This is a genomic window from Streptomyces sp. Inha503, from assembly GCF_047215865.1.
GTDB lineage: Bacteria > Actinomycetota > Actinomycetes > Streptomycetales > Streptomycetaceae > Streptomyces > Streptomyces lycopersici.
Genome location: NZ_CP178360.1, coordinates 7,891,438 through 7,918,207 on the forward strand (window position 1 = coordinate 7,891,438; position 26,770 = coordinate 7,918,207).

At 71.7% G+C, this 26,770-nt stretch carries 22 protein-coding genes and 1 tRNA gene; 17 read left to right on the forward strand and 6 right to left on the reverse strand.

The features are described from left to right. The first annotated feature begins 127 nt into the window (after positions 1-127). From ACJX2R_RS33525 to nudC, 3 genes are read left to right on the forward strand one after another with little or no spacing between them, the layout of a single operon-like run. Positions 128-3,814, forward strand: coding sequence for a UvrD-helicase domain-containing protein (locus ACJX2R_RS33525; protein ID WP_413103171.1), 3,687 nt, complete (start codon positions 128-130; stop codon positions 3,812-3,814). Between the two features lie 54 nt (positions 3,815-3,868). Then, on the forward strand, positions 3,869-5,272 hold the full coding sequence (locus ACJX2R_RS33530) for a dipeptidase (RefSeq protein WP_413103172.1): 1,404 nt from the start codon (positions 3,869-3,871) through the stop codon (positions 5,270-5,272). A gap of 51 nt (positions 5,273-5,323) precedes the next feature. Next, entirely contained in the window at positions 5,324-6,259 is a 936-nt protein-coding gene (gene nudC / locus ACJX2R_RS33535) for an NAD(+) diphosphatase (protein ID WP_262701784.1), read from the forward strand. 1 nt (position 6,260) lies between these two features. Here the strand turns inward: nudC and ACJX2R_RS33540 are convergent, their stop codons facing one another. Next, a complete protein-coding gene (locus ACJX2R_RS33540) occupies positions 6,261-6,503 on the reverse strand; it encodes a mycoredoxin (RefSeq protein WP_037952302.1) in 243 nt (80 codons plus the stop codon). Between the two features lie 147 nt (positions 6,504-6,650). Between ACJX2R_RS33540 and ACJX2R_RS33545 the strand changes: the two genes are divergently transcribed. The 4 genes from ACJX2R_RS33545 (at position 6,651) to ACJX2R_RS33560 (ending at position 10,140) form a co-directional block, all read left to right on the forward strand. After that, on the forward strand, positions 6,651-8,945 hold the full coding sequence (locus ACJX2R_RS33545; RefSeq protein WP_413103173.1) for an ATP-dependent DNA helicase UvrD2: 2,295 nt from the start codon (positions 6,651-6,653) through the stop codon (positions 8,943-8,945). Positions 8,946-9,087: 142 nt separating this feature from the next. Then, complete coding sequence (locus tag ACJX2R_RS33550) at positions 9,088-9,354, forward strand: hypothetical protein (protein WP_262701782.1); 267 nt, start codon at positions 9,088-9,090, stop codon at positions 9,352-9,354. A 115-nt stretch (positions 9,355-9,469) separates the two neighbouring features. Beyond that, positions 9,470-9,832 carry a WhiB family transcriptional regulator gene (locus tag ACJX2R_RS33555; protein WP_020868576.1) on the forward strand — a complete coding sequence of 121 codons (363 nt, stop codon included), beginning with the start codon at positions 9,470-9,472 and terminating at the stop codon, positions 9,830-9,832. Continuing rightward, a complete protein-coding gene (locus ACJX2R_RS33560) occupies positions 9,829-10,140 on the forward strand; it encodes a hypothetical protein (protein ID WP_137979441.1) in 312 nt (103 codons plus the stop codon). The genes ACJX2R_RS33555 and ACJX2R_RS33560 overlap by 4 nt, the downstream gene beginning before the upstream one ends. Positions 10,141-10,293: 153 nt before the next feature. Here the strand turns inward: ACJX2R_RS33560 and ACJX2R_RS33565 are convergent, their stop codons facing one another. Both ACJX2R_RS33565 and ACJX2R_RS33570 read right to left on the reverse strand, forming a co-directional pair. Beyond that, entirely contained in the window at positions 10,294-11,808 is a 1,515-nt protein-coding gene (locus ACJX2R_RS33565; protein WP_413103174.1) for an ABC1 kinase family protein, read from the reverse strand. A 74-nt stretch (positions 11,809-11,882) separates the two neighbouring features. After that, complete coding sequence (locus ACJX2R_RS33570) at positions 11,883-13,094, reverse strand: ThiF family adenylyltransferase (RefSeq protein ID WP_413103175.1); 1,212 nt, start codon at positions 13,092-13,094, stop codon at positions 11,883-11,885. Positions 13,095-13,313: 219 nt separating this feature from the next. On the opposite strand from ACJX2R_RS33570, the gene ACJX2R_RS33575 reads away from it, so the two are divergent. The 4 genes from ACJX2R_RS33575 to ACJX2R_RS33590 all read left to right on the forward strand — a co-directional run bounded on the left by ACJX2R_RS33575 (position 13,314) and on the right by ACJX2R_RS33590 (position 17,319). Beyond that, positions 13,314-13,943, forward strand: a complete 630-nt coding sequence (locus ACJX2R_RS33575; protein WP_262701778.1) for a M48 family metallopeptidase — start codon at positions 13,314-13,316, stop codon at positions 13,941-13,943. 157 nt (positions 13,944-14,100) lie between these two features. Then, positions 14,101-15,849 carry a TerD family protein gene (locus ACJX2R_RS33580; protein WP_413103176.1) on the forward strand — a complete coding sequence of 583 codons (1,749 nt, stop codon included), beginning with the start codon at positions 14,101-14,103 and terminating at the stop codon, positions 15,847-15,849. Between the two features lie 11 nt (positions 15,850-15,860). Then, a complete protein-coding gene (locus tag ACJX2R_RS33585; protein ID WP_037952321.1) occupies positions 15,861-16,544 on the forward strand; it encodes an AIM24 family protein in 684 nt (227 codons plus the stop codon). A 16-nt stretch (positions 16,545-16,560) separates the two neighbouring features. Then, positions 16,561-17,319: an AIM24 family protein gene (locus tag ACJX2R_RS33590; RefSeq protein ID WP_413103177.1), complete on the forward strand. Its 759-nt coding sequence runs from the start codon at positions 16,561-16,563 to the stop codon at positions 17,317-17,319. A gap of 133 nt (positions 17,320-17,452) precedes the next feature. On the opposite strand, the gene ACJX2R_RS33595 is transcribed toward ACJX2R_RS33590, so the two are convergent. After that, positions 17,453-17,980, reverse strand: coding sequence for an NUDIX hydrolase (locus ACJX2R_RS33595; protein ID WP_413103178.1), 528 nt, complete (start codon positions 17,978-17,980; stop codon positions 17,453-17,455). After that, positions 17,977-19,446, reverse strand: coding sequence for a zinc-dependent metalloprotease (locus ACJX2R_RS33600; RefSeq protein WP_413103179.1), 1,470 nt, complete (start codon positions 19,444-19,446; stop codon positions 17,977-17,979). Before ACJX2R_RS33600 ends, ACJX2R_RS33595 begins: the two co-directional genes overlap by 4 nt. A gap of 191 nt (positions 19,447-19,637) precedes the next feature. On the opposite strand from ACJX2R_RS33600, the gene ACJX2R_RS33605 reads away from it, so the two are divergent. The 4 genes from ACJX2R_RS33605 to ACJX2R_RS33620 all read left to right on the forward strand — a co-directional run bounded on the left by ACJX2R_RS33605 (position 19,638) and on the right by ACJX2R_RS33620 (position 22,832). Next, entirely contained in the window at positions 19,638-20,747 is a 1,110-nt protein-coding gene (locus ACJX2R_RS33605) for an NAD-dependent epimerase/dehydratase family protein (RefSeq protein ID WP_262701773.1), read from the forward strand. Positions 20,748-20,831: 84 nt separating this feature from the next. Next, positions 20,832-21,299, forward strand: a complete 468-nt coding sequence (locus tag ACJX2R_RS33610) for a molybdenum cofactor biosynthesis protein MoaE (protein WP_413103180.1) — start codon at positions 20,832-20,834, stop codon at positions 21,297-21,299. A gap of 175 nt (positions 21,300-21,474) precedes the next feature. After that, complete coding sequence (locus ACJX2R_RS33615) at positions 21,475-21,657, forward strand: hypothetical protein (RefSeq protein ID WP_262701771.1); 183 nt, start codon at positions 21,475-21,477, stop codon at positions 21,655-21,657. Positions 21,658-21,737: 80 nt separating this feature from the next. Continuing rightward, positions 21,738-22,832 (forward strand): PDZ domain-containing protein, encoded by a 1,095-nt coding sequence (locus ACJX2R_RS33620; RefSeq protein ID WP_413103181.1) that lies wholly within the window; start codon positions 21,738-21,740, stop codon positions 22,830-22,832. Between the two features lie 49 nt (positions 22,833-22,881). Here ACJX2R_RS33620 and ACJX2R_RS33625 read toward each other — a convergent pair whose 3' ends face one another. Then, positions 22,882-23,445: a PPA1309 family protein gene (locus tag ACJX2R_RS33625; RefSeq protein WP_210949539.1), complete on the reverse strand. Its 564-nt coding sequence runs from the start codon at positions 23,443-23,445 to the stop codon at positions 22,882-22,884. Between the two features lie 133 nt (positions 23,446-23,578). On the opposite strand from ACJX2R_RS33625, the gene ACJX2R_RS33630 reads away from it, so the two are divergent. After that, entirely contained in the window at positions 23,579-26,527 is a 2,949-nt protein-coding gene (locus tag ACJX2R_RS33630; protein WP_413106005.1) for a UPF0182 family protein, read from the forward strand. Positions 26,528-26,596: 69 nt separating this feature from the next. Next, positions 26,597-26,670: transfer RNA gene (locus tag ACJX2R_RS33635), tRNA-Met, on the forward strand. Positions 26,671-26,770: the final 100 nt, after the last annotated feature.

The following is a 26,770-nucleotide window of genomic DNA, read 5'->3' on the forward strand; positions in this document are numbered from 1 at the left end:
GCTGTCGCGTACGGGTCTGGGGCGGCGTGGCACCGGGCTGACGCCGTCACCCGTCGAGCCGTGACCCCGGGGCGGCCGTCGAGCGGCGCGGCGGGGCGTGTCGGTGGGCACCGATAGCCTCACTGGAGTGTCAGCCCGCATCACCGATCCCGAGGAGCTCAAGGAACTCCTCGGGATCCCGTTCACCCCGGAGCAGGTGGCGTGCATCACCGCACCGCCCGCCCCGCAGGTGATCGTCGCCGGGGCGGGCTCCGGAAAGACGACGGTGATGGCCGCCCGCGTCGTCTGGCTGGTCGGCACCGGCCAGGTCGCGCCCGACCGGGTGCTCGGCCTCACCTTCACCAACAAGGCCGCCGGAGAGCTGGCGGAGCGCGTCCGTAAGGCCCTCGTCACGGCGGGCATCGTGGACCCGGACCCGGATCCGGGAGCCACCGAGGAGGCTCCGGGCGAGCCCGTCATCTCCACGTACCACGCCTTCGCCGGACAGCTGCTGAAGGACCACGGGTTGCGCGTCGGCCTCGAACCGAGCGCCCGGCTGCTCGCCGACGCCACCCGCTTCCAGCTGGCCGCGCGCGTGCTGCGCTCCGCCCCCGGCCCGTATCCGGCGCTCACCCGCCCCTTCGCCGACCTGGTCACCGATCTGCTCGCGCTCGACGCCGAGCTCGCAGAGCACCTCGTCCCCACCGGGCGGCTGCGCGCGTACGACACCGAGCTGCTGCGGACGCTGGAGGGCACGCGGCTCACCAACGAGGCGCTGCGCAAGGTGCCCGAGGCCGCCCGCGCCCGCCAGGAGCTGCTGGGTCTGGTCGAGGCGTACCGCGAGGAGAAGCGCCGCCGCGATCTGCTTGACTTCGGCGACCAGATCGCCCATTCGGCCACCCTGGCTCTGGACCATCCGGAGGTCGGCCGGATCCTGCGCGAGCAGTTCGCGGTCGTCCTGCTCGACGAGTACCAGGACACCTCCGTCGCCCAGCGGCTGCTGCTGTCCGGCCTCTTCGGCGGCGGCACCGGACACCCCGTCACCGCCGTCGGCGACCCCTGCCAGGCCATCTACGGCTGGCGCGGAGCCTCCGTGGCCAACCTGGACGACTTCCCCGAGCACTTCCCGCACGCCGACGGCCGCCCGGCGGAGCGCTTCGCGCTCAGCGAGAACCGGCGCAGCGGCGGCCGCCTCCTGGACCTCGCCAACGGGCTGGCCGCCCCGCTGCGCGCGATGCACGAGGGCGTCGAGGCGCTGCGCCCCGCGCCCGGCGCCGAGCGGGACGGAGCGGTGCGCTGTGCGCTGCTGCCCACCCACGCCGAGGAGCTGGCCTGGCTCGCCGACTCCATCGCCCACCTGGTGCGCACGGGCACCCCGCCCGGTGAGATCGCGGTGCTGTGCCGTACGGCGGGTGACTTCGCGCAGATCCAGGGCGCGTTGGTGGAACGGGACATTCCGGTGGAGGTGGTGGGCCTGTCGGGGCTGCTGCACCTGCCGGAGGTCGCCGATCTGGTGGCCGTCTGCGAGGTCCTCCAGGACCCGGGGGCCAACGCCGCGCTGGTCCGTCTGCTCACCGGGCCGCGCTGGCGGATCGGCCCCCGCGACCTCGCGCTGCTCGGCCGCCGCGCCCGCGCGGTGGTCTCTTACGGCGGGTCGGACGGGGCGGAGGACGATCCGGACCGACGGCTCGCCGAGGCAGTCGAGGGCACCGACCCCGCCGAGGTGATCTCCCTCGCCGACGCCCTCGACACCTTCCTGGAGGCGGGCGGCGGCCCGGACGACGGGCTGCCCTTCTCGGCCGACGCACGGGTCCGGTTCGCCCGGCTCGCCGCCGAACTCCGCGAGCTGCGCCGCTCGCTCGCCGATCCGCTGATGGACGTCCTCCACCGGATCCTGGCCACCACGGGCCTCGAGGTCGAGCTGTCCGCCTCACCGCACGCCCTGGCCGCGCGCCGCCGCGAGACGCTCGGCAACTTCCTGGACGTCGCGGCCGCCTTCGCGGGCCGGGAGGGCGGTGCGGCCGTGGACGGCGAGGCCACCCTTCAGGGCTTCCTCGGCTTCCTGCGCACCGCCGCGCAGTACGAGAAGGGGCTCGACAACGCCCTGCCCGGCGGCGAGAACACGGTCAAGGTGCTCACCGCCCACAAGGCCAAGGGGCTGGAGTGGGATGTGGTGGCGGTGCCGGGGCTGGTCGCCAAGCAGTTCCCGAGCGAACAGTCCCGCGAGTCCTGGACGGCGAACGCGAAGGTGTTGCCGCACGAGCTGCGCGGGGACGCGCGGACGCTCCCGGACGTCACGGCCTGGGACAGCAAGGGAATCGCCGCCTTCAAGGACGCCATGAAGGGGCATCAGCGGACCGAGGAGCTGCGCCTGGGCTATGTGACCTTCACCCGGCCGCGCTCGTTGCTGCTGGGCTCCGGGCACTGGTGGGGCCCCACCCAGAAGCGCCCCCGCGGCCCGTCGGGCTTCCTGGACGCGCTGCGTGAGCACTGCGAGGCCGGGTACGGCGAGATCGAGGCATGGGCCGAACCGCCGGAGGAGGGCGCGGAGAACCCGGCCCTGCGGGAGTCGGCGGCCGACCGGGCCTGGCCGCTTCCGCTGGACCCGGCAGCGCTGCGCCACCGCCGCCGCGCCGCCGATGTGGTGCTCGCCCATCTGGCGCGCATCGAGACGGCGGGGGAGGAGCCGACCGCGCGGGACGAGGGGCACCCCCCGGCGGACGGGGACCTCTTTCCGGAGCCCCCGGAGGAGCTCGAGCCCCCGGAGGACCCGGAGTGGCCCGAGCCTCCGGAGGATCCTTACGGTTCGTACGAGGACGAGCCGTACGACGGCGCGCCGCCCCCCGACCCTTACGGCGCGCCGGAACCGGGCGCACCGGAGTCCGATGTGCCCGAAATCACGTCAGGACCGGCCGAGGACGGGCTGGCGCCCGAGGAGGCCCGGCTGATCGGCTCCTGGGACCGCGATCTGGACGCGCTCGCCGGGGAGCTGCGCCGGGCCCGCGAGACCGTGCACGAGGTGCCCCTGCCGGGCACGCTCACCGCGTCCCAGCTGCTGCGCCTCGCCGCCGACCCGGACGGCTTCGCGCGGGAGCTGGCCCGCCCCATGCCCCGGCCGCCGCGCCCCGCCGCGCGGCGCGGCACCCGCTTCCACGCCTGGGTCGAGTCGCGCTTCGAGGCGCTGCCGCTGCCCTTCCTCGGCCCGGACGAGCTGCCGGGCGGCGAGGACGACGAGGCGGAGATCGCCGACGAGCGGGATCTGACCGCGCTCAAGGAGGCGTTCTCCCGCACGCCGTACGCGCGTCGCACGCCTTACCGGGTGGAGGTGCCGGTCCAGCTGACCCTGGCGGGCCGCACCGTCCGCGGCCGGATCGACGCGGTGTACCGCGAGTCCGGTACGGGCCCCGACGAGGGTCCGCGCTACGAGATCGTCGACTGGAAGACCGGCCGCTCCCAGAACGCCGACCCGCTCCAGCTGGCCATCTACCGCGTCGCCTGGGCCGAACAGCACGGGCTGCCCCTGTCGGCGGTCACGGCGGCCTTCGTGTACGTACGCAGCGGTGAGGTGGTCCGCCCCACCGGGCTGCCCGGCCGGGCCGGGCTGGAGCGCGTCCTGCTCGGGGAGCCGGGGGACGAGGACGTCGGCGGGGACGCGGACGTCGGCGGGGACGCGGAAGTCGGCGGGAGCGCGGACGTCGGCGGGAACGGAGACGTGGGCGTCGGCGGGGGCATCGGTGGGAACGGAGACGCGGACGTCGGCGGGCACGTAGACGCGGACGCGACCGGAAATGACCGTATCGATGCCGGAACCGTCACCGAGAGCGAGCGCACTTGAGCGGCCCGGAGCCCCCCGCCCTCGCCCGGCCGTGGGCCGGATAGGCTCACATGCATGAGCAACACCCCGGACACGGACAACGCCGTCCGCGCCTTTGTGGACGGCCATCGCGCCGCCTTCCTCGCCGAACTCTCCGAGTGGCTGCGCATCCCGTCCGTATCCGCCGACCCCGCCCGCGCCGACGACGTCCGGCGCGGCGCCCAGTGGCTCGGGGACCACCTGGCCGCCACGGGCTTCCCGGTGACTGAGATATGGGACACACCGGGCGCCCCGGCCGTGTTCGCCGAATGGCCGTCTGGTGATCCCGACGCCCTTACGGTGCTCGTCTACGGCCACCACGACGTCCAGCCCGCCGACCGCGCGGACGGCTGGCGCACCGACCCCTTCGAACCCGTCATCGAGGACGGCAGGCTCTACGCCCGCGGCGCCGCCGACGACAAGGGGCAGGTTCTCTTCCACACCCTGGGGATACGGGCGCACCTGGCCGTGACCGGCCGTGACGCGCCCGCGGTGAACCTCAAGCTGCTGATCGAGGGCGAGGAGGAGTCCGGCTCCCCGCACTTCCCCGAGCTGGTCCGCGCGCACGCCGACCGGCTGGCCTGCGACACCGTGATCGTCTCCGACACCGGGATGTGGTCCGAGGACACCCCGACCGTCTGCACCGGTATGCGGGGCCTCGTAGAGTGCCAGATCGATCTCCACGGCCCAGGCCAGGACATCCACTCCGGCTCCTTCGGCGGCGCGGTCCCCAACCCGGCCACCGAGGCCGCCCGACTGGTCGCCGCGCTGCATGACGACGACCGTAAGGTGGCGATCCCCGGCTTCTACGACGGCGTCGTGGAGCTGACCGACCGTGACCGCGAACTCTTCGCCGAGCTGCCGTTCGACGAGGCGGACTGGCTGCGGACCGCGCATTCACGGGCCACGCTCGGCGAGGCCGGGTACTCCACCCTGGAGCGGATCTGGGCCCGCCCGACCGCCGAGGTCAACGGCATCGGCGGGGGTTACCAGGGGCCGGGCGGAAAGACCATCGTGCCCTCCGCCGCCCAGCTGAAGCTGTCCTTCCGGCTGGTGGCGGGCCAGGACGTGGAGAAGGTCCAGTCGGCCGTGCGGGACTGGGTCGCCGCCCTGCTCCCGGCCGGGATCCGCCATGAGATCACCTTTTGGGGCGCCACCCGCCCCTGTCTGACCCCGCTGGACCACCCCGCGCTCCAGTCGGTCGTCCGCGCCATGGGGCGCGCCTTCGGCCAGAAGGTCCGCTTCACCCGTGAGGGCGGATCGGGCCCCGCCGCCGATCTCCAGGACATCCTCGGCGCTCCGGTGCTCTTCCTGGGGATCTCGGTGCCGTCCGACGGCTGGCACGCGCCCAACGAGAAGGTCGAGCTCGGCCTGCTGATGAAGGGCGCCGAGACGGCCGCCCACCTTTGGGCCGAGCTCGCCGAGAATGGACGGGAATAGCTTGCTCTGTTACGTGAACCACCCATTGCACTGGGGGAGTTGGAAGCAGCCGTGACCACCTCGACCGACCACGCCACCGACCGGCCGATCACGCTCAGCGCCCCGAGCGGCATCGACCGCTCCGCGCACCACCGCTTGGACGAGGCGTGGCTGGCCGCCGCGTGGAGCCACCCGACGACGCGCGTCTTCGTGGTCTCCGGCGGCCAGGCCCTGGTCGACGACACCCCGGACGGCCGTACCGAACTCGTCATGACCCCGTCCTTCGAGGCCCCGCCCACCGAGAACCACCGCTACTTCCTGGGCACCGACCAGGAGGGCGTGCGCTACTTCGCGCTCCAGAAGGACTCCCTGCCGGGGCGGATGGACCAGTCGGCGCGCCCGGCCGGGCTGCGCGAGGCGGGCGTGCTGCTCTCCGAGCGTGACGCGGGGCTGCTGGTGCACGCGGTCGCGCTGGAGAACTGGCAGCGGCTGCACCGCTTCTGCTCACGCTGCGGTCAGCGCACGGTGATCGCGGCGGCGGGCCATATCCGCCGCTGCCCGGCGTGCGGGGCCGAGCACTACCCGCGCACCGACCCCGCCGTGATCATGCTGGTGAGGGACGATCAGGACCGGGCGCTGCTGGGGCGCCAGGTGCACTGGCCGGAGGGGCGCTTCTCGACGCTTGCGGGCTTCGTGGAGCCGGGCGAGTCGATCGAGCAGGCCGTGGTCCGCGAGGTGGCGGAGGAGGCGGGCGTCACGGTCGGCGAGGTCGACTACGTGGCCAGCCAGCCGTGGCCGTTCCCGTCCAGCCTGATGCTCGGCTTCATGGCCCGGGCCACGTCCTCCCGGATCCAGGTGGACGGGGAGGAGATCCACGAGGCGCGCTGGTTCTCCCGGGACGACCTGCGGGCCGCGATCGAGTCCGGGGAGGTCCTGCCTCCCTCCGGGATCTCGATCGCGGCCCGGCTGATCGAGCTCTGGTACGGCGAGCCGCTGCCGCGGGGCTGAGTCAGGCTCCGACCTTGGCCTTGACCTGCGCCAGGGACGGGTTGGTCAGGGTCGACCCATCGGGGAAGAGGACGGTCGGCACGGTCTGGTTGCCACCGTTCGCCTTCTCGACGAAGGCCGCGGACTCCGGGTCCTGCTCGATGTTGATCTCGGTGTAGGCGATGCCCTCGCGGTCCATCTGCCCCTTCAGGCGTCGGCAGTAGCCGCACCAGGTGGTGCTGTACATCGTCACAGTGCCGGACATCGGTCTTCGCTCTCCTCGGGGTCGTGGTGGGTGGGCAGAAGGTGAACGCTCACCTTCCGCCGGTCATTCCCGGATTCATATGACCGGAAGGCCATGGCTGTGGACAACCGGCATCGGGCGTCTCAGGGGACCTGGCAGCATGGCGGGGTGACAGCAGCAACGTCCTCCACTCTGTTCCCGCACGGCTCCACGCCAGGTGCCTACGCGGCCACCCCGCGTGACGCCGACGCGGTGCTCGATGGGCTCGACCCCGAGCAGCGCGAGGTGGCGACGTCCCTGCACGGCGCGGTGTGCGTGCTGGCCGGGGCCGGCACCGGCAAGACCCGCGCCATCACCCACCGGATCGCCTATGGGGTGCGCGCGGGGATGCTCCAGCCGGCCAGTGTGCTGGCCGTCACCTTCACCAACCGCGCGGCGGGGGAGATGCGCGGGCGGCTGCGGCAGCTCGGCGCGGGCGGGGTGCAGGCGCGCACCTTCCACTCGGCGGCCCTGCGTCAGTTGCAGTATTTCTGGCCCAAGGCGGTCGGCGGTGAGGTGCCCCGGCTGGTCGAGCGCAAGGTGCAGCTCGTGGCCGAGGCCGCCGCCCGGTGCCGGGTCCGGCTGGACCGCAATGAGCTGCGGGATGTGACCGGCGAGATCGAATGGTCGAAGGTCACCCAGACCGTGCCCGAGGACTATCCGGCCGTGGCCGCCAAGTCCGGCCGGGAGGCCCCCCGGGACGCCGCCGAGATCGGCCGGATCTATGCCACCTATGAGCAGTTGAAGCGCGACCGCGGAGTCATCGACTTCGAGGATGTGCTGCTCCTCACGGTCGGTGTGCTCCAGGAGCGGCCGGACATCGCCGATCAGGTGCGCCGTCAGTACCAGCACTTCGTGGTCGACGAGTACCAGGACGTCAGCCCGCTCCAGCAGCGGCTGCTGGATCTGTGGCTGGGCGAGCGGGACAGCCTGTGCGTGGTCGGCGACGCCAGCCAGACCATCTACTCCTTCACCGGCGCCACCCCCGACCATCTGCTGAACTTCCGCACCCGCCACCCCCGGGCCACCGTGGTCAAGCTGATCCGGGACTACCGCTCGACCCCCCAGGTGGTGCACCTGGCCAATGGGCTGCTGTCCCAGGCCCGCGGCCGGGCCGCCGAGCACAGGCTGGAGCTGGTCTCCCAGCGGGAGGCGGGCCCCGACCCGGCCTACGCCGCCTATGCGGACGAGCCCGCCGAGGCGGAGGGCACCGCCCGCCGGATCCGGGAGCTGATCACCCCGGTCGAGCAGGGGGGCGCCGGGATCCCGGCGAGCCAGATCGCGGTCCTGTACCGGGTCAACGCCCAGTCGGAGCTCTATGAGCAGGCGCTGGCCGATGCCCAGGTGCCCTATCAGCTGCGCGGCGCCGAGCGGTTCTTCGAGCGGCCCGAGGTGCGCGAGGCTGGGCTGTTGCTGCGCGGCGCGGCCCGTGGCGGAAGCGCCGACCCGGAGCTGGCGGACGCGGACATTCCGTCCCAGGTGCGGGCCGTGCTGGGCACCCGTGGCTGGACGCCCGAGCCCCCGTCGGGCTCGGGCGCGGTGCGCGACCGCTGGGAGTCCCTGGCCGCCCTGGTGCGGCTCGCCGAGGACTTCGCGGCGAGCCGCCCGGGGGCCACCCTCTCCGATCTGGTGGCGGAGCTCGATGAGCGGGCGGCGGCGCAGCACGCCCCGACCGTCGAGGGTGTGACCCTCGCCTCACTCCACGCGGCCAAGGGCCTCGAATGGGACGCCGTCTTCCTGGTCGGTCTCACCGAGGGAATGATGCCGATCACCTACGCCAAGACGGAGCAGCAGATCGAGGAGGAGCGCCGGCTGCTGTATGTGGGGGTCACCCGCGCCCGCCGCCATCTGACGCTGTCCTGGGCGCTCTCACGGGCTCCGGGCGGCCGGGCCTCCCGCCGCCCCACCCGCTTTCTCAACGGGCTGCGGCCCGGCTCCCAGGCCGTCGGCGCCCGTCCCCCGGGCGGGGGCGGCGGGATCGAGCGCGGGGCGGCGGCCCCGGGCGGGGGCGGCGGGGTGCGCAAGCGGCGCGGCCCGGTCCACTGCCGGGTGTGCGGCCGGGCGCTGACCGACGCGGGCGAGATGAAGCTGATGCGCTGCGAGGGCTGCCCGTCCGAGCTGGACGAGGCGCTCTACGAGCGGCTGCGCGACTGGCGGGCGGAGCAGGCGGGGCTGCTGGGGCAGCCGGCGTACTGCGTGTTCACCGACAAGACACTGCTCGCGATCGCCGAGGCGGTTCCGGGAACCGAACCGGAGCTCGCCCGCATCTCCGGTGTCGGAAGGCGCAAGCTGGACCGGTTCGGGGCCGATGTTCTCGCGCTGTGCGCGGGCAGGGAACTGCCCTCCGCACTCGACGACGAGGGCGACGGCGATGCCGGGGGAAGCCATTCGGGTGACCCTTGGCAAAACTCGACGGAAAAATAGTTTGCGCGCGCGGAGGCGCTACCCATAGCCTTCCGAGCACGGAAGACAACGGCCCTTCCAGGAGCCGAGGATTCCGTGTTCTACTGAACACCCGGACTGGTTTCGGACCGGTCCCTGAGACGCCGAGAGGAGGCGAAGACCAGTGATCAGCTTCATCAACACCATCAAAAAGGCCGATCGGTCGGTCGTCGCCACATGCCTGCTCGGCTCTGCGCTCCCTGGCACCGGTATGCCCGGAGCCAATGAGGCGCGCCTCAGTGAGCGACCGATCCAGGCACCTGCGGTAGCAGCAGCGGCACAGGCAATGGCCTATGCCTTTGCGGCCAATGGTGCCGAATCCCGGACGACGCAGCAGCACCACAAGACGTGGGCCTTCCGCAGGCTCGAACCCTGGAGTTATCCAGCCTGATCCAGGATCAGGTCGGCACCTTCCAGGGCCGCGGAACCCACACCGGGATCCGCGGCCCTTTTGATTTGCCAGAGCCCGGCCACCAGCCGGACCGAAGAGACGAGGAACACACACCGTGCAACTCAACGCACACGCCCCGTCCGCATCGACCGACCTGAACCGCCCGCCTGACTCCTCGGAGGACTCCTTGACCCCGCTCACCGCCCTCACCGAACTCGATGAGGCCATCGAGAACCTGGGTGTAGCCGTTCCGTGCCGCTCGTACGACCCGGAGGTCTTCTTCGCCGAGTCCCCGGCCGACGTCGAGTACGCGAAGTCGCTCTGTCAGACCTGCCCGCTGCGGGAGGCATGCCTCGCCGGCGCCAAGGACCGCCGGGAGCCCTGGGGCGTCTGGGGCGGCGAGCTCTTCGTCCAGGGCGTGGTGGTGGCCCGCAAGCGGCCGCGTGGTCGCCCGCGTAAGAACCCGGTCGCCGCATGAGCACCATCGGCACCATCGATCGCCCAGCGACGCACGACCCCATGAAGCAGGTTCCGACGATGACCCCACCGGTCTCCGAAACCCCCGCACCAGATACCTCCGGTGCGCCCGAGGCGCGCCAGAACAGGAACCGAGAGATGCAACTCATGCAAGAAGCCCTGGCCCGTGCGCATATGCACGACCGGCTGCAAGAGGCCGAGTCCGAACGGCAGGCCGTTCGGCTCGCGGCCGCCCGCCGGATGCAGCGACGTGCGGAGCGTGCCTCGCTCCGCGCCCGCCGCGCCCTGGCCATGGCGGTCATGCAGTGACCACCGTGTGCGGCACCGCCCAGAGGCGGGGCTGACACACCACACACGCCGACGGGTCCTATGCCGACCCATCGCCTGACCACGAAGGGCCGGTCCGATCGGACCGGCCCTTCGGCTGTCCCGAGGCGTCCGAGCTCAGGCCGAGGTCCGAGCTCAGGCAGAGGTCTCCGCGGCCTCGGGCTCTTCCTCGGCACCATCCGAGGACTCTTCCCCGGCGTCTGCCGCGGGGCCTTCCTCGGCGTCCTCTTCGGCGCGGTCCTTGGACTCCGGGTCCTTGGACCCCGGGTCCTTGGACCCCGGGTCTTCGGATTCCGGATCCGCGGATCCCGGGTCCGCGGCGAAGCCGGGGACCCATGCCTCGAGCTCATCCCGCATCCGCACCGTGGCACCCAGCTGGCACAGCACCCCTATGGTGCTCAGCGTCACCCGGTGAATCAGCAGATAGGCGGGCGGCAGATTCAGCTGATTGCCCAGCTCATAGACGGGGGAGTGACGGTCGGCCATCCGCGCCGCCTGGCTGCGCAGCCACTGCCGGTCGAAGACGAACGCGTCGACCTGGGCCGGTTCGAGCATCGGCAGCAGGAAGTCCAGCAGGTCATCCGGGTCGAGCTCGATCGTCGGCTTGACGAACCCCTCCCCGCGCATCAGGTCATAGACCCCCGCGGCGTCGTTCTCGAGCGCCATGCGCAGCGCGATGCCGATGGGCTCCGGAAGCCCTCCCGGGAGCCGGTTCACCGAACCGAAGTCCAGGACGCCCAGCTTCCACTGCTCCGGCGGGCCGTCCGGGGCGTCCCCGGTCAGCAGCCGGAAGTTCCCCGGATGGGGATCGGCGTGCAGCAGCCCGGTGCGGGACGCCCCCGAGAAGAGAAAGCGGGCCAGCAACTGCCCGGCGCGGTCCCGCTCCTCCTGTGTGCCGTCGGCTATCACCTCGGAGAGCGGCACCCCCTCCAGCCATTCGGTGATCAGTATCTGATCGCTCTGGTGCACCACCTCGGGCACCACGATCTCCGTGTCCTGTGCGTACTCCTCCACATGGATCCGCTGGGACGCCGCCTCCAGTTCGTAGTCCAGCTCCTCGGCGACCCGCTCGCGCAACTCCGCGATCAGCGGCTTGACGTCCAGCCCCGGCACCAGCGGCCCCAGCACCCGGGCGAATCGGCTCAGTTGGTTGAGGTCGGACAGCAGCGCCTCGCCCGCCCCGGGATACTGCACCTTGACCGCCACCGTGCGCCCGTCGTGCCAGACCGCCCGGTGCACCTGCCCGATCGAGGCGGCCGCCGCGGGCTTGTCCTCGAACTCCTGGAACAGCTCCGGCCAGTCCGGGCCCAGCCGCTCCTCCAGCGCCGCGTGGACCGTGCGGCTGGGCATGGGAGGGGCCGCTTCCTGGAGCTTGGTCAGGGCCGCCCGGTAGGGCCTGGCTATCTCCTCGGGCAGCGCCGACTCGAAGACGGACATGGCCTGTCCGAGCTTCATGGCCCCGCCCTTGAGCTCGCCGAGGACCTTGAACATCTGCTCCGCGGTGCGCTGCTGCACCTCGCGTGCGACGATCTCCGCCGGCCGTCCCCCTATCCGCTTCCCGAGCCCCCATGTGGCGCGCCCCGCGAATCCCAAGGGCAGCGCCGCCAGTTTGGCGGTACGGGTGATCGCCTTGCGCGGCAGATCGGTCATGCGCCCCTCCAACTACAGCCGTGCCATCCCGGAAGGTGGCCCCCGGGCCCCCGTGCCCACTCCGCGGACGTGGGTCACCCGGACATTGTCGCGTGCGGTGCCTCTGCGGCCGAGGCATATACGGCATCCTCCTCCCCGGCCGCCCCACAGCCGCATCCGGGATGTGCCTCGATCGGGCGCGCCTCCCAGACGAGCGAGGGAAGCGCCAGCTCCCACCGGACCCCCGCGCCCCCGGACGGGCGGCCGTCGAGGAAGGCCAGCGCCTGCACCGCGGTGAGCCCGGCCACCACCATCGCCAGCGCCGTGTCACAGGCCGGGGCGGTGCGCCGGCGACCGGACCGCCACTGCGCGAGCATCCTCGGCCAGACGGGCTCCCGCTCGGCACGGCCCGCCGCGGCGCAGCCCGCGCAGGGCGTGATCCCCGGCACCACCAGCGGGCCCACCACCCCGGTGGCCTCGATGACTCCCGCGTAGAGATGGGGGGTGCCGGAGGCGAGCAGCGGCTGGGCCTGCTCCGGATCCGGTGCGTACGCCGCGAGGCCGTCACGCGGGGCGATCACCACCAGCGCCAGCCCGGGCTCTCCCGAGGCGGTCCGCTCTCCCGAGAGGGGCCGCCCTCCCGAGGCGGTCCGCTCCCCTGAAGGGACCTTCTCCCGCGAAGGGGCCCGCTCCGCCGCCGAGGCCCGCAGCCGCGCCGACCGGCGGGGGAGCGGGGCGGGCGCGGCCTGGCGCACCACGCGGCGGGCCGCCAGATCCCGGCGCTCGCCGATCTGCTCGGCCGAGACCCCGCCGGGAGCCACATCCCAGGGCTCGACACAGCCGCCGTCCACCACATCGACCCGGCCGACCCCCGAGCCCGACAGCGCGGCCGCGACCGCGGCCCCGACCCGGCCCGCACCCCGCACCTGAACCCGCATCGCCCGCCGCGCGGCGAGCAGCCGCGCCGCGGCTCCGGGCTCGGGATGCAACACCGACAGCGCCCCCGCGTCGGGCCGCAACCGGTCCAGGGCCGCGGCGGGCTCACCGCCGTCCCTCGGCTCGTCCAGCAGTCCGGCCGCCGCCAGCCGGTCCACCAGTGCGTCGGCCCGCCCCTCCGGCAGGCCGATGGCCCGCGCCTCCTGCCGCAGCAGCGGCAGGCCGCGGGTGCCGTCCAGCAGCTCCAGAAAGCTGCCCGTGGCCGTGTCCACCGGCCCCATCACCACCGCGTGCGCCCGGGCCACCCCGAACTGGACCGTGTCCCGGCTCCGCCAGCCGCGCCGCAGCGCGGGCTTGAGCATCGGATGCATCGCCGTTCCCTCCCCCGTTTGATATGCCGTCGATGTGCCGTCCGTCGAACCGACTTCAGCATGCGGGGCGGCGCCCGGACCCCGCAGCGCGTTGTCCACAGGCAGTGGAATAAGTCGTACGAACGCCGGTCGTACAAGCCGTGCACACCGTGGAGTGGTTCGGTCCGCAACCATCGGCGGGATGGGACTTCCCCGGCTGCCAGCGGGTAACGTCGGGGCGTGTCCGCCGACCCGCCCCCTCGCACCGCGGGACAGAATGTCTCCCGCAGCGCCGCGAGCGCACCGAGCACCGTCCCGAGTCCGCAGAGCCGAGGCTCCGACGCGAGCGCGGTCGAGGTCCGCCGGAGCACCCGGCGGCGCAGGACGGTCTCCGCCTATCGCGAGGGCGACCGCACCGTCGTCCTCATCCCCGCCCGGATGTCCGAGGCGGAGGAGCGGCGCTGGGTGAGCGTCATGCTGGAGAAGCTGGCGGCCCAGGAGAGCAAGCGGATGCTGGGCGACGCGGAGTTGGCCGCCCGCGCCGAGTGGCTCTCCGGCCAGTACTTGGGCGGGCGGGCCAGGCCCGACTCCGTCCGCTGGGTCACCAACCAGAACACCCGCTGGGGGTCGTGCACCCCGGCCGAGGGCAGCATCCGGCTCTCGCACCGGCTCCAGGGCATGCCGGAGTACGTCGTGGACTATGTGCTCCTCCACGAGCTGGCCCATCTGCTGGTGCCGGGGCACGGTCGCCGCTTCTGGCAGCTCCTGGAGGCGTATCCGCGTACCGAGCGGGCACGCGGCTATCTCGAAGGGGTGGTCGCCGCCGCGCGGTTGCCGCACCTCTCCGGGCCCCCGGACGACCAGCCGTAAGGCGACCGCGCCCGGGCGGTGGGGGATCAGCCCCCGGGAGCCCCCGGGCCGTGCGGGAACCACATCCTGGTTCCCGGCGTCGCTCATAGTCGGCGGCAGCGGCTAGCCTGGCGCGCAACGCACACACCGGTACGGCGATGGGGGACGGTCCTAACGTATGGCCAGGGAATTCCAGCGCGGCCACAAGGCCAGGATCAGTGATCTGACGGCCGGGAGGGATCTGTACGTCGGGGTGCAGATCGCCGGACCCGGTCTGACCTTCGACATCAGCTGCTTCGGTCTCGACGCGAACGAGCGGCTGTCGGACGACCGCTACTTCATCTTCTTCAACCAGCCGAAGTCGCCTGAAGAAGCGATACAGCAGCTCGGGCCGCAGGCCGGGGACACGGATTCGTTCCGCGTCACGCTCGACAGCGTGCCGCCCGCCATCCAGAAGCTCTCCTTCACCGCGACCATCGACGGCGCCGGGCAGATGTCGCAGGTCGGCCCCGGCTACCTGCGGATCGTCGCGGGCGGCGAGGAGGTGGCCCGGTACTCCTTCACCGGTTCGGAGTTCAGCACCGAACGCGCGGTGATGCTGGGCGACTTCTACCTCAAGGACGTCTGGCGGTTCGCCGCCGTCGGGCAGGGCTTCGACGGGGGACTGGACGCGCTGCTCAAGAACTTCGGCGGTGAGGTGGCCGAGGAGGAGCCCGCCCCCGCGCCCGCCCAGGGCGCCACGCCCGGCTTCGCGCCGCCAGGACAGGCCGCCCCCGCACCGGGCTTCGCACCCCCGGCCGGGGCCCCTGCCCCATCGGCCCCTCCGGCCCCCGCCCCGCCCGCACCGCAGCCCGCCCCCGCCTTCGGCGCTCCCCAAGGCACGCCATCCCAGGGCACGCCGCCCCAGGGCACGCCGCCTCCGGGCACGCCCCAGGGCACGCCCCCGCAGGGCGTTCAGCCGCCCGCCCCCGGCACCCCGCAGATGCACGGCGCCCCCACCATCGCCGCACCCATCGCGCCGCCCGGCCAAGTGCCGCCGCCCGGCCAGGTGCCGCCCCCGGGGCAGGCACCGCCGCCTCCACCACCGGGCCAGTACCCGGGGCAGCAGCCCCCGTTCGGCCAGCAGCCGGGCCAGGCCCCGCCCGCCCCCGCGCCGTACGGCCAGCCGCCCGCCCAGCCCTACCCCGGTCAGCCCGGTCAGCCGGGCCAGCCCGCTCCTTACGGTCAGCCGCAGCCCATGGGCGGCGTCCCCCAGGGCGGTGGCGCGCCCGGGCTCCAGGCCGCGCTCTCCAAGTACCGCGAGGCGCCCACCGGCCAGCGCTGGACGCCGCAGAACCCCCGGCTGATGCGAGTAGACCTCGGTGTCGGCGGCCAGCCCGTGCTCGCCCGCCAGGGCACGATGGTGCTCTACCAGGGCAAGGTCGACTTCAGCTACAAGGGCGCCGGTTTCCGCGGCCGGATCGTCGGCAACGCGACCGGCCAGGAGATGCAGCTGATGCGCTGCACCGGCCAGGGCCAGGTCTTCCTCGCCGAGAACGCCGCGGAGCTCCACCCGATCGAGCTCCAGGGCGACGCCATCTGCGTCTCCGCCGAGAACGTGCTCGCCTTCGACGAGTCGCTGCACCACGAGGTGCGCCGGATCGAGGGCCATGGCATCCCCGGCGGCGCGCTGTTCACCATGCAGTTCCAGGGCACCGGAACCGTCGTGGTGAAGACCGAGGGCACGCCGGTCGTCCTCCCCGTCACCCCGACCACCTTCGCCGACAGCAACGCCATCGTGGCGTGGTCCGCCGGAGCCCAGGTGATCATCTCCAGCCAGGTGCGGCTGCGCCGCAGTGCCTACCCCGGCCACAGCGGGGAGACCGTGAACCTCCAGTTCCGCGGCGCGCCCGGCAACTTCATCGTCGTCCAGCCCTACGAGGTCTGAGGGAGCCCGATATGGACCAGCAAATGATCTCGGGCTTCGCACCCGCCCCGGTCGCCGCCCGCATGGAGAACCACGGCGCCAGCATGCTCAAGGTCGCCATGCAGAGCGGCCAGGACCTCTTCGCCCGCACCGGTTCGATGGTGGCGTACGAGGGCTTCGTCCAGTACGAGCCCAACCCGCCCGCGGTACGGCAGATGGCCTCCCAGTGGCTGACCGGCGAGGGCGCCCCGCTGATGCGGTGCAGCGGCGACGGGCTGCTCTACCTCGCCGACTACGGGGCCAACGTCGTCTGCATCAACCTCAACGGCGACTCGCTCTCGGTCAACGGCACCAACCTCCTCGCCTTCGACGCCCACCTCCAGTGGGGCGTCGAACGCGTCAAGGGCATCGCCAAGTTCGCCGGGCAGGGCCTGTTCAACGTGGGTGTCTCCGGCACCGGCTGGGTCGCCCTGACCTCCCGCGGGACCCCCATCGTGGTCGACTGCGGCCGCGGCGAGGACGAGACCTATGTGGACCCGGACGCGCTCGTGGCCTGGTCCTCCGGGCTCAAGGTGAAGGGCAAGCGCAGTTTCAAGGCGTCGTCCCTGATCGGCCGGGGCAGCGGCGAGGCGTATCAGCTCGGCTTCTCCGGGCAGGGCTTCGTCGTCGTACAGCCCAGTGAGGACAGCACCGACCGGCTCCGGGCCCGGGGCTGAGGGGGAGGGACACCAAATGCAGAGCCCGCTTTTCGCCTTCACCGAGGCCCAGACGCAGGACCGCTACGCGCTCCAGAACCCGCATCTGCTGCGGATCGCCCTGACCGGCCATGAGGATGTGCTCGCCCGTAAGGGCAGCATGGTCGCCTATCAGGGGCTCATCGAGTTCGACGGCGAGTACCAGACGCCCGGGCAGCACAGGGCGCGGGCCCGTACCGGTGAGGGCCTGGACCTGATGCGCTGCTCCGGGCAGGGCACGGTCTACCTCGCCAACCTCGCCCAGCACATCCATGTGATGGACGTGGACCACGACGGGCTGACCGTCGACAGCTCCTATGTGCTCGCGCTGGACTCCACGCTGCACTGGGAGTCGATCGCGGTGGACAGCCAGTTCGGGATCTCGGGGTCCGGCAAGTACAACCTCAACATCTCCGGCCGGGGCAAGGTGGCGCTGATGACCTCGGGGCAGCCGCTGCTGCTCCAGGTCACCCCGGACAAGTACGTCAACGCCGACGCGGACGCCATCGTCGCCTGGTCGAGCTCGCTGCGGGTCCAGATGCAGGCGCAGACGCACTCCTCGGGCGTCTGGCGGCGGCGCGGCAACACCGGCGAGGGCTGGGAGCTCAGCTTCCTCGGCCAGGGTTACGCCCTGGTCCAGCCCAGCGAGCTGCTCCCGCCGCAGAACGCGGTGGTCGGGGGCGGTATGGCCGCGCAGTTCGGCATGGGCCAGCAGGGCGCCCGCGGTCAGAACCAGGGCAATATCTTCAGCAACTGACCGAGGTCACCGCTGATGGAGCACGGCGGCCGCGGACCCCTCGGGTCCGCGGCCGCTCCGCATTCCAGCAGGCCCCGCGTTGCAACAGGCTCCTCGATTCCAGCGGGCTCCCCAGCGCGGCCCGACGCGCTCCTCAGAGCAGTGCGCGGGTGCGCGTCACCAGGTGGCGCACCGACTCGTCGGCCACGTCCGCCACCTCGTCGTAGCCGAACCAGCGCAGATCCAGCGACTCGTCGCTGATCGCCGCCACCACGCCCCGGGGCGCCACCGCCGCGTACTGGACGTCCAGGTGCCAGGCGCAGGGGGTCTGGTGCCGGTCGAGCCGCACCGGGCCGCCCGGCAGCAGCGTCAGCCCCGCGATCCCGGACTCCTCGGTGGCCTCGCGCAGCGCCGCGCCCGCGAGCGTGGTGTCGTCCGGCTCGCAGTGGCCGCCCATCTGGAGCCACATCCGCAGCTTCCGGTGCAGGGTGAGCAGCACCTGGTCCCGATCCGGGTCGATCACCAGCGCGCTCGCCGTAATGTGCCCGTCCCCGCACGCCTTCCACATGCCGTCCGGATACGCGGCCAGATGGTCGCCGTACAGCCGCCGCAGCCGCTCCTGGGCGGCATCGGGCGCAGGCCACTCGGTGAGCACCCGCGCCGCGTCCTGGTGCAGGCTCACTTCTCGCCGTCGCCCCGGTCGCCGCCCTCGCGGTCGTCCTCGCCGCTCTCGCGCCCCTTACGGAGGTCGGGGCCCTCGGAGCCGCCCTTACGGTCCTCATCACCGCCGGCCGCCTCGCCGAGCATCTTGTCCAGCTCGGAGAAGTCCAGCTGTTCGCCGTGGACGAAGCCGTCCGGGTCGTCGAGATCCTGTGCCGTCGGCAGCATGTCCGGGTGCGCCCAGAGGCCGTCGCGCCCCTCCAGGCCACGGGCGTCGGTGAGGGAGGCCCACAGCCGGGAGGCGTCCCGCAGCCGGCGCGGCCGCAGCTCCAGGCCGATCAGCGTGGCGAAGGTCTGCTCGGCGGGGCCGCCGCTCGCCCGGCGCCGCCGCAGCGTCTCGCGCAGGGCGTCGGCGGACGGCAGATGCGGCTTGGCGGCGGCGTGCACCACCGCGTCCACCCAGCCCTCCACCAGCGCCAGAGCGGTCTCCAGACGCGCCAGCGCGGCCTTCTGCTCGGGGGTGTCCTCGGGCTGGAACATGCCCTGCTGGAGCGCTTCCTGTAGCTGCTCGGGGTGGGTCGGGTCGAGCTGGCCGACCGCGTCCTCCAGCTTGGCGGTGTCGACCTTGATGCCGCGGGCGTACCCCTCGACCGCGCCGAAGAGGTGCGAGCGCAGCCACGGCACATGGGCGAACAGCCGCTGGTGGGCGGCCTCGCGCAGCGCCAGATACAGCCGGACCTCTTCCTTGGGCACGCCGAGGCCGGAACCCAGCGCCGCGATGTTGACCGGCAGCAGGGCCGCCTTGCTCGCCGGGCCCAGCGGCAGCCCGATGTCGGTCGAGCCGACCACCTCGCCGGCCAGCACGCCCAGCGCCTGCCCGATCTGGGTGCCGAACATGGCGCCGCCCATCGAGCGCATCATCCCGAGCAGCGGGCCGGCCATGGCCTGCATCTCCTCGGGCAGCACATCGCCCATGGCGGCGCCGACGCGCTCGGCGACCGGGTCCACCAGGTCCTTCCACACCGGCAGGGTCGCCTCGACCCATTCGGCACGGCTCCAGGCCACCGCGGTCCCCGAGCCGGAGGGCAGCGAGGTGACGCCGTCCAGCCAGAGGTCCGCGAGCCGCACGGCCTCCTGGACCGCGGCGCGGTCGGCGGGGCCGACGCTCTCGTCCTTGCTGCCGTCGGCGGTGCCGCGCGCGACGGTCTGGCGGGCGATGTCCTTGGCCATGTCCCAGTTCACCGGGCCGCCCTCGTACGAGAGCATCTGCCCGAGCTGCTGGAAGGCGGCGCCCAGGTCGCCCGGGTTCAGCGAACCGAACATCGCGGCGAACGGATTCTCCGCGCCGCCCGCTCCGCCGGTTCCGCCGCCGAACCCGAAGGGATTCGCGGGGCCCTGCTCGCCGCCCTGGCCGCCCTTCTTCTTGCCGTCGTCGCCGTCCTCCGGCTCCTCCGGCGGAAGGCCGAATCCGAATGGGGTGTCACTCACGGGTTTCCTCGGCTCGTTGGGCCACCGGCCCCGGGCCGGTGGCGGATGCCCGACATCACCACCCAGCCTAGACACCTCGCCGGTTTCCGGGCTCGGTGCTTCGCTGATCGCCGCCCTGCGGCAGGATGGACGTCACCTGGTACGTATGCGTGCATGCGCTGCGTACTGAAGACAACCGCTGGAGACGCCCGGTGAGTTCCCCAGACCGAGAAGTTCGCGCTGCGCGAAACGATACGGCCCGCACCGCACGACGACCCGTCGTGGCGGTGACCGGTGCCGCCTCGGGCCCAGGTGCCCTGCTCACGCAGCGGCTCGCGGAGTCCGAAGAGGTAAAGCAGGTCCTGGCCATCGACGAGCGCCGCGGTGAGGTGACCGAGGCGCAGTGGCACGTGCTGGACGTCCGCGATCCGGCCATCGCCGAGAAGCTGCGCGGCGCCGACGTGGTGGTCCACCTCGCCGTCGACCTGGATCTGGGCACCGACCCCGCCGCCCGCACCGCCTACAACGTGCGCGGCACCCAGACGGTCCTGACGGCCGCCGCCGCGGCCGGGGTGCGCCGGGTGGTGCTGTGCACGTCCGCGATGGTCTACGGGGCGCTCCCCGACAACGCCGTGCCGCTGGCCGAGGACGCGGAGCTGAAGGCGACCGCCGAGGCCACCGGCGTCGGCGACCTGCTGGAGATCGAGCGGCTCGGGGAGCGCGCGCCCCGGGCGCATCCGGGGCTGAATGTGACCGTGGTGCGCCCGGCGCTCCTGGTCGGCGGCACGGACACCGCGCTCACCCGCTATTTCGAGTCACCAAGGCTGCTGGTCGTCGCCGGATCCCGGCCCACCTGGCAGTTCTGCCATATGGACGACCTGGTCGGCGCGCTGGAGTACGCCGCCCTGGAGAAGGTCGAGGGCGAGCTGGCGGTCGGGTGCGAGGGCTGGCTGGAGCAGGAGGAGGTCGAGGAGCTGTCCGGGATCCGGCGCATGGAGCTGCCCTCGGCGGTCGCCCTGGGCGCCGCCTCCCGGCTGCACCGGCTCGGTCTGACACCGTCCCCGGCGGGCGATCTCGCGTACACGATGCACCCCTGGGCGGTCAGCGGCAGCAGGCTGCACGCGGCGGGCTGGCGGCCGCGCTGGACCAACGAGGAGGTCCTGGCGGAGCTGCTGGAGGAGGTCGCCGGCCGCCATACCGTCGCCGGGCGGCGTCTCGGCCGTAAGGACGCCACGACGCTCGGCGCCGCGGGCGCGACCGTGGCCCTGGTGGGCACCGCGGCGATCGTGCGCCGTGCCCGTAAGGCGCGCCGCCGGGCCTGAGACGAGAGACCCCGGAAGGTGTTTTCCGGGATCCGGTAGGCCGGTGGCTCCATTGATTCCCTGAGGGCGGGACGGTACGGCACGATGGACGGCATGGCACATTCGTACGATCACCCCGGCGAGCTCGCGGCCGCCCACCCCATCCGGCTGCTCGCCGTCCGTGACACGCCCCTGTCCGTGGACGAGGTGTTCGGGGCGGTGGGCGATGCCGCGGCGGGCGGCACGGCGCTGTTCGTGGGCACCGTGCGCAACCACGACGGAGGCGCGGAGGTCGGCGCCCTGGGCTACTCCGCGCACCCGACCGCCGAGGCCGAGCTGCGCCGGGTGGCAGAGAAGGTCGTGGCCGACTTCCCGGTGCGTGCGCTGGCCGCGGTGCACCGGGTGGGCGATCTGGTGATCGGTGATCTGGCCGTGGTGGTGGCCGTCTCCTGCCCGCACCGCGCGGAGGCGTTCGCGGCCTGCCGCAAGCTGATCGACGACCTCAAGAGCGAGGTCCCGATCTGGAAGCACCAGACGTTCGCGGACGGCACCGAGGAGTGGGTCGGGGCGTAGGAGGAGTGGGGTGGGCGTGTAGGGGGAATGCGCATGCGCATGGGGGCACGGAAGGGTGTACTCCGCTTGCGTAACCCCCACCCTGCCGTAAGCGTTGAGCTGGCAGAGGATTAATCTGCTCATCTGTCAGTCGCGGTCCTGAACCGCGATTTTTCAAGGGGTTCGGGAGGCTGCTGTGGCTGCGCTTCTCTGGTTGCTGATTCCGTTGTTCGCGGCGATAGGCGCGGCGATATACGCCGGCATAGCCGCCCGAGCCGGTAAACGGAAGTCCGGGGGGGATGTAGCCGAGCTGGCCGGATACGCCCGCTTCCGCGAAGCGATGGAGCGCCGGCCCGCCGATTCGGACGCCGCGGCCTGAGGCCGCCGCCCCGTCCGCGCCGCCCCTCGTACGGACGGCCCCGACGGTGGACTGACGGACGCGTCCCGTACTGTCGTTCCATGCCACGCCGCACCGCGACGATGCTCGCCTCCCTTCTGATGCTGATCGCGCTGCTGTGCGCCGGAGTGCTGATCCCGGTGCCGTACGCGGAGATGTCGCCCGGGCCGACGTACAACACCCTGGGTGAGCACAACGGGGAGTGCGTGCTCCAGATCTCCGGCCGCAAGAGCTGTGAGACCACCGGCGGACATCTGAACATGACCACGGTCCGGGTCACCGGTTCCGAGTACCGGATGAACCTCGTGGAGGCCGTCTACGGCTGGCTGGCGCACGATGACGTGGTCGTGCCGCACAGCACCCTCTACCCGGACGACAAGACCCCGGACCAGGTGGACCAGCAGAACGCCGAGGAGTTCACCCAGTCCCAGGAGTCCGCCAAGGTCGCGGCGTTGCGGGCGCTGAAGAAGCCGGTCACCGCGCATGTCATCGTCGGCGCCGTCCAGAAGGGCGCCCCGGCCCAGGGCAAGCTGCACGCGGGCGATGTGATCAAGTCGGTGGACGGCACGGCGGTGCGCGAGCCCGACGACGTGGCCAAGCTCGTCACCAAGCACAAGCCGGGCCAGAAGGTGGTCTTCTCGGTCGTCCCGGCCAAGAACGTGGCGGCGGCGGAGAAGAGCGGCAAGCAGCCCACCGGCGAGGAGCGCGTCACGATCACCACCACGAAGGCGGACAAGGGCCCGGCCCGCGCCATCGTGGGCATCCAGGCCGGGATCGACTACACCTTCCCGTTCCGGATCGACATCAAGCTGGCGGACGTGGGCGGGCCCAGCGCCGGTCTGATGTTCGCGCTGGGGATCGTGGACCGGCTCTCGCCCGGCGACCTCACCGGCGGGAAGTTCATCGCGGGCACCGGCACGATCGACGACAAGGGCACGGTCGGCCCGATCGGCGGGATCGAGATGAAGACGATCGGCGCGCGCGAGGCGGGCGCCCGCTACTTCCTCACGCCCAAGGAGAACTGCGCGGCCGCCGCCAAGGACGTGCCGAGCGGGCTGCGGCTGGTCAAGGTGCACACGATCGACGACGCCCTTACGGCGCTCGGGAAGATCCGTAAGGGGGACACCGCCGGTCTGCCGAAGTGCACGACGGGCTGAGCGGCGCCCCCGTTGCGGGGGTCAGGTCGCGGGGATCAGGGCGCGGCGGTCAGTCGGTGGCGAAGGTGGCGGCGAGCGCGTCCGCCAGGCCCGGCACCAGACCGGCCCCGGTGAGCACCTCGGTCGGGGAGTCCTTCTCCCGCAGCCGCAGGGCCGACTCGCGCGCGCCGTCCCGCAGCACGGCCACGGTCATCCGGACCTCCTGGCGGTCCGGGTGGTCGGCGACCCACTTGGCCAGCGCCGCCTCGTCCAGACCCTCGGGCACGGAGCTCTCGGCGGACGGCGGCAGCATCTGCCGCTCCACGGTGAGGGCGCAGCCGGTCACCGCGTCCGGCCAGGCGATGGTGGCGAGGAACTCGTCCAGCGGGGCGCCGGAGGGCAGCTCGTCCTGCTCGATGGGGGTCAGGGAGGCGATCTCCTCGCCGCCCTCGTCAAGGCCGAGCTGAGCGGCGAGGCCGGGCTCCTCGGTGCGCAGCCGGGCGGTGTCGACGAGGGCGAAGAGCCGGGCGGGCTGGTCCCAGCCGAGCCCCGAGGCGTAGTCGTCGATTTCGAGTACGGCTCGGGTCAGTGGATTCGAGGCCAGCGGGTCGGTGCCGGGGGTTGCGTTGGACATGGTTCATATCGTGCCCTGTTCGGACCCGGAAACGGGAACTGAGTAAAGCCTGAGTAAGTTGCAACAGGTGGGCCCTGGAGTTCAGGGTTCTCAATCGACAGCGAACTTCGAGGTGCGCACCTTGGCTTTCCAGATGCCGGACCGCGGCGGAGGCCCTACGGGGCCGCGGGTGAGAGTCGGCCGTCCGTCCCGGCGTGCCAGGACCCTGCTCATGACCCTGGGCGTGCTGGCCGTGTTGGCCATGCTCTTTGTCATGTTTGCCGGATTTTGGACGGATTGGCTCTGGTATCGCTCACTTCATTACTCTTCCGTCTTCAGTACCACCCTGAAGACGAAGATCGGGCTGTTCTTCGTCTTCGGCGTGCTGATGGCCACGGCCGTCGGGATCAACATCTGGCTGGCCCATCGGCTGCGGCCGCCGCTCAGCGCGATGTCCATGGAGCAGCAGAGCCTGGACCGCTACCGGATGGGCATCGCCCCGTTCAAGAAGTGGGTGCTGCTCGCGGTCACCGCCCTGGTGGGGCTGATCGCGGGCGCCTCGGCGGCCGGTCAGTGGCGCATCTGGCTGCTGTGGGTCAACGGGGTGCCGTTCGGCCAGAAGGACCCGCAGTTCCACAAGGACGTGGCCTTCTACGCCTTCGATCTGCCCTGGTACCGCTTCCTGCTGAGCTTCGGCTTCGCGGCCACGGTGCTCTCGCTGATCGCCGCGGCCCTGGTGCACTACCTCTACGGGGGCCTGCGGGTCACCAGCCCCGGCGCCCGCGCGACCGCCGCGGCCACCGGCCATCTGTCGGTGCTGCTGGGCGTCTTCGTGGCGCTCAAGGCGGTGGCGTACTGGCTGGACCGCTACGGACTCGCGGTGAAGTCCAGCGACTTCAAGGCGACGGGCAACTGGACGGGTCTGCGCTATGTGGACGCCAACGCCTATCTGCCCGCGAAGACGATCCTGTTCTGCATCGCGGCGATCTGCGCGGTGCTCTTCTTCGCCACGCTGTGGCGGCGCACCTGGCAGCTGCCGGTCATCGGCTTCGGGCTCATGGTGCTGTCGGCGATCCTGATCGGCGGGCTCTACCCGGCGATCGTCCAGAAGTTCCAGGTCCAGCCGAACGAGCAGGCCAAGGAGGCGCCGTACATCCAGAAGAACATCGAGGCCACGCGCAAGGCGTACGGCATCGATGACTCCAAGGTGGCGGACTACTCCGGCAAGAACGACAGCGACGGCGGCGGCGAGAAGCTCCGTAAGGACGCCAATACGACGGCCAGTTACCGGCTGATCGACCCCAGCGTCATCTCGCCGACCTTCCAGCAGCTCCAGCAGGAGCGCAAGTACTACCAGTTCCCCTCGACGCTCGACGTCGACCGCTACAAGGGCGCCGACGGCAAGGATCAGGACACCGTCGTCGGTGTGCGCGAGCTGAACCTCAACGGCATCCCCAAGCGGAACTGGATCAACGACCACTTCACCTACACCCATGGCTACGGCATGGTGGCGGCGAAGGGCACCACGACGGACCCCAACGCGGACCCGGCCGGCTCGCCGGACTTCACCGAGTCCGGGCTGCCCACCAAGAGCTCCAGCGGCGGCGGTGTCGGCACCTACGAGCAACAGGTCTACTACGGCGAGAAGACCGACCAGTACTCGATAGTCGGTGGCCCCCAGAAGGAGCTCGACTACGAGAAGAACGGCGAGCGGACCACCAGCTACAAGGGCAAGAGCGGGGTCAGCCTCTCCAACCCGGTCAACCGCGCCGCCTACGCGGTGGCGTTCGGCGAGCCCCAGATCCTCTACTCGGGCGCGATCGGGGACGGTTCGCGGATCCTGTACAACCGCACCCCCAAGGAGCGCGTCGAGAAGGTCGCCCCCTGGCTGACCATCGACGGTGACGCCTATCCCGCCGTGGTCCATGGCCGGATCAAGTGGATCGTGGACGCCTACACCACGACCAACGGCTATCCGTACGCCTCGCGGACGACCCTGGGCGACAGCACGGCCGACTCGCTGAGCGACGGGGACCGTTCGGTGGTCGCGCAGCAGAACAAGGTCAACTACATCCGCAACTCGGTCAAGGCGACCGTGGACGCCTATGACGGCACCGTCAAGCTCTACGAGTGGGACTCCAAGGACCCGGTCCTGAAGACCTGGGAGAAGGCGTTCCCGGGGACGGTCGAGCCCAAGGAGAAGATCAGCGGCGAGCTGATGGAGCATCTGCGGTACCCGCAGGACCTGTTCAAGGTCCAGCGCGAGCTGCTGACCCGCTACCACGTCACCGACCCCACGCAGTTCTACAGCGGCAGTGACGCCTGGCAGGTGCCCGAGGACCCGACCCACAAGGAGGGGAACGCGGTCCCGCCGTACTACCTGAGCATGAGGATGCCCGATCAGAAGGGGCAGACGTTCTCGCTGACGACGACCTTCACCCCCAACGGGCGCCCCAACCTGGGGGCGTTCATGTCGATCGACGCGGATGCCAACAGTAAGGACTACGGCACGATAAGACTGCTGAAGGTCACCTCCAACGTGCCCGGTCCACAACAGGTGCAGAGCGAGCTCAACGGTGATCCGGAGGTCGCCGAGTTCGTCAGGAACCTGAGAGGCACCGACTCCGACATCGAGTACGGCAATCTGCTCACCGTGCCACTGGACAACGGCTTCCTCTATATCGAGCCCGTCTACGCCCGCGGTGGCAGCGCCAACTACCCGCTGTTGAAGAAGGTCGGCGTCTCCTACGGCAAGGAGACGGTCTTCAAGGACACCCTGGGCGAGGCCCTGGACGCCGTCTTCGGCGAGTCGTCCGAACAGCGGCCACCGGAGGACGGCGGGCAGGAGGAGCCGCCGTCGAACGCCAACCCGACGGTGAAGGAGGCCCTCAAGGACGCCTCGGACGCCTATCAGGACGCCCAGGACGCCCTCCAGAAGCAGCCGCAGGACTGGGAGGCGTACGGCAGGGCCCAGAAGGATCTGAAGGACGCGCTGGACCGCGCCGCCAAGGCGGAGAACAAGGCGGCCGGCGACAAGGGGCAGCAACAGAACCAGCCACGGAGCCAGAGCGCCGGCGGCGGTTCCGACAAGAAGGGCGGCTGACCCCTGACGACCTGCGAGAACGGCCGGGCGGCCGGCCCCTCGCGCCGTGGTACGGTGGTTCCACCACGGCGCGGGGTGGAGCAGCTCGGTAGCTCGCTGGGCTCATAACCCAGAGGTCGCAGGTTCAAATCCTGTCCCCGCTACTGACACACGAGGCCCGGATCCGCAAGGATCCGGGCCTCGTTGTGTGTTGTATGAGCGTCCACTCGGGGAATGCGGATACAAGCGTTTGGGTTGTCTCTC

What these genes read in the sequence shown, in the direction of transcription:
- ACJX2R_RS33565 (WP_413103174.1), bottom strand. Translation starts at nt 11,808, where the DNA reads ATGACCGATCTGCCGCGCAAGGCGATCACCCGTACCGCCAAACTGGCG.
- ACJX2R_RS33580 (WP_413103176.1), top strand. Translation starts at nt 14,101, where the DNA reads ATGGCCAGGGAATTCCAGCGCGGCCACAAGGCCAGGATCAGTGATCTG.
- ACJX2R_RS33620 (WP_413103181.1), top strand. Translation starts at nt 21,738, where the DNA reads ATGCCACGCCGCACCGCGACGATGCTCGCCTCCCTTCTGATGCTGATC.
- ACJX2R_RS33630 (WP_413106005.1), top strand. Translation starts at nt 23,579, where the DNA reads ATGCCGGACCGCGGCGGAGGCCCTACGGGGCCGCGGGTGAGAGTCGGC.
- ACJX2R_RS33570 (WP_413103175.1), bottom strand. Translation starts at nt 13,094, where the DNA reads ATGCATCCGATGCTCAAGCCCGCGCTGCGGCGCGGCTGGCGGAGCCGG.
- ACJX2R_RS33585 (WP_037952321.1), top strand. Translation starts at nt 15,861, where the DNA reads ATGGACCAGCAAATGATCTCGGGCTTCGCACCCGCCCCGGTCGCCGCC.
- ACJX2R_RS33610 (WP_413103180.1), top strand. Translation starts at nt 20,832, where the DNA reads ATGGACGGCATGGCACATTCGTACGATCACCCCGGCGAGCTCGCGGCC.
- ACJX2R_RS33625 (WP_210949539.1), bottom strand. Translation starts at nt 23,445, where the DNA reads ATGTCCAACGCAACCCCCGGCACCGACCCGCTGGCCTCGAATCCACTG.
- ACJX2R_RS33540 (WP_037952302.1), bottom strand. Translation starts at nt 6,503, where the DNA reads ATGTCCGGCACTGTGACGATGTACAGCACCACCTGGTGCGGCTACTGC.
- ACJX2R_RS33530 (WP_413103172.1), top strand. Translation starts at nt 3,869, where the DNA reads ATGAGCAACACCCCGGACACGGACAACGCCGTCCGCGCCTTTGTGGAC.
- ACJX2R_RS33590 (WP_413103177.1), top strand. Translation starts at nt 16,561, where the DNA reads ATGCAGAGCCCGCTTTTCGCCTTCACCGAGGCCCAGACGCAGGACCGC.
- ACJX2R_RS33560 (WP_137979441.1), top strand. Translation starts at nt 9,829, where the DNA reads ATGAGCACCATCGGCACCATCGATCGCCCAGCGACGCACGACCCCATG.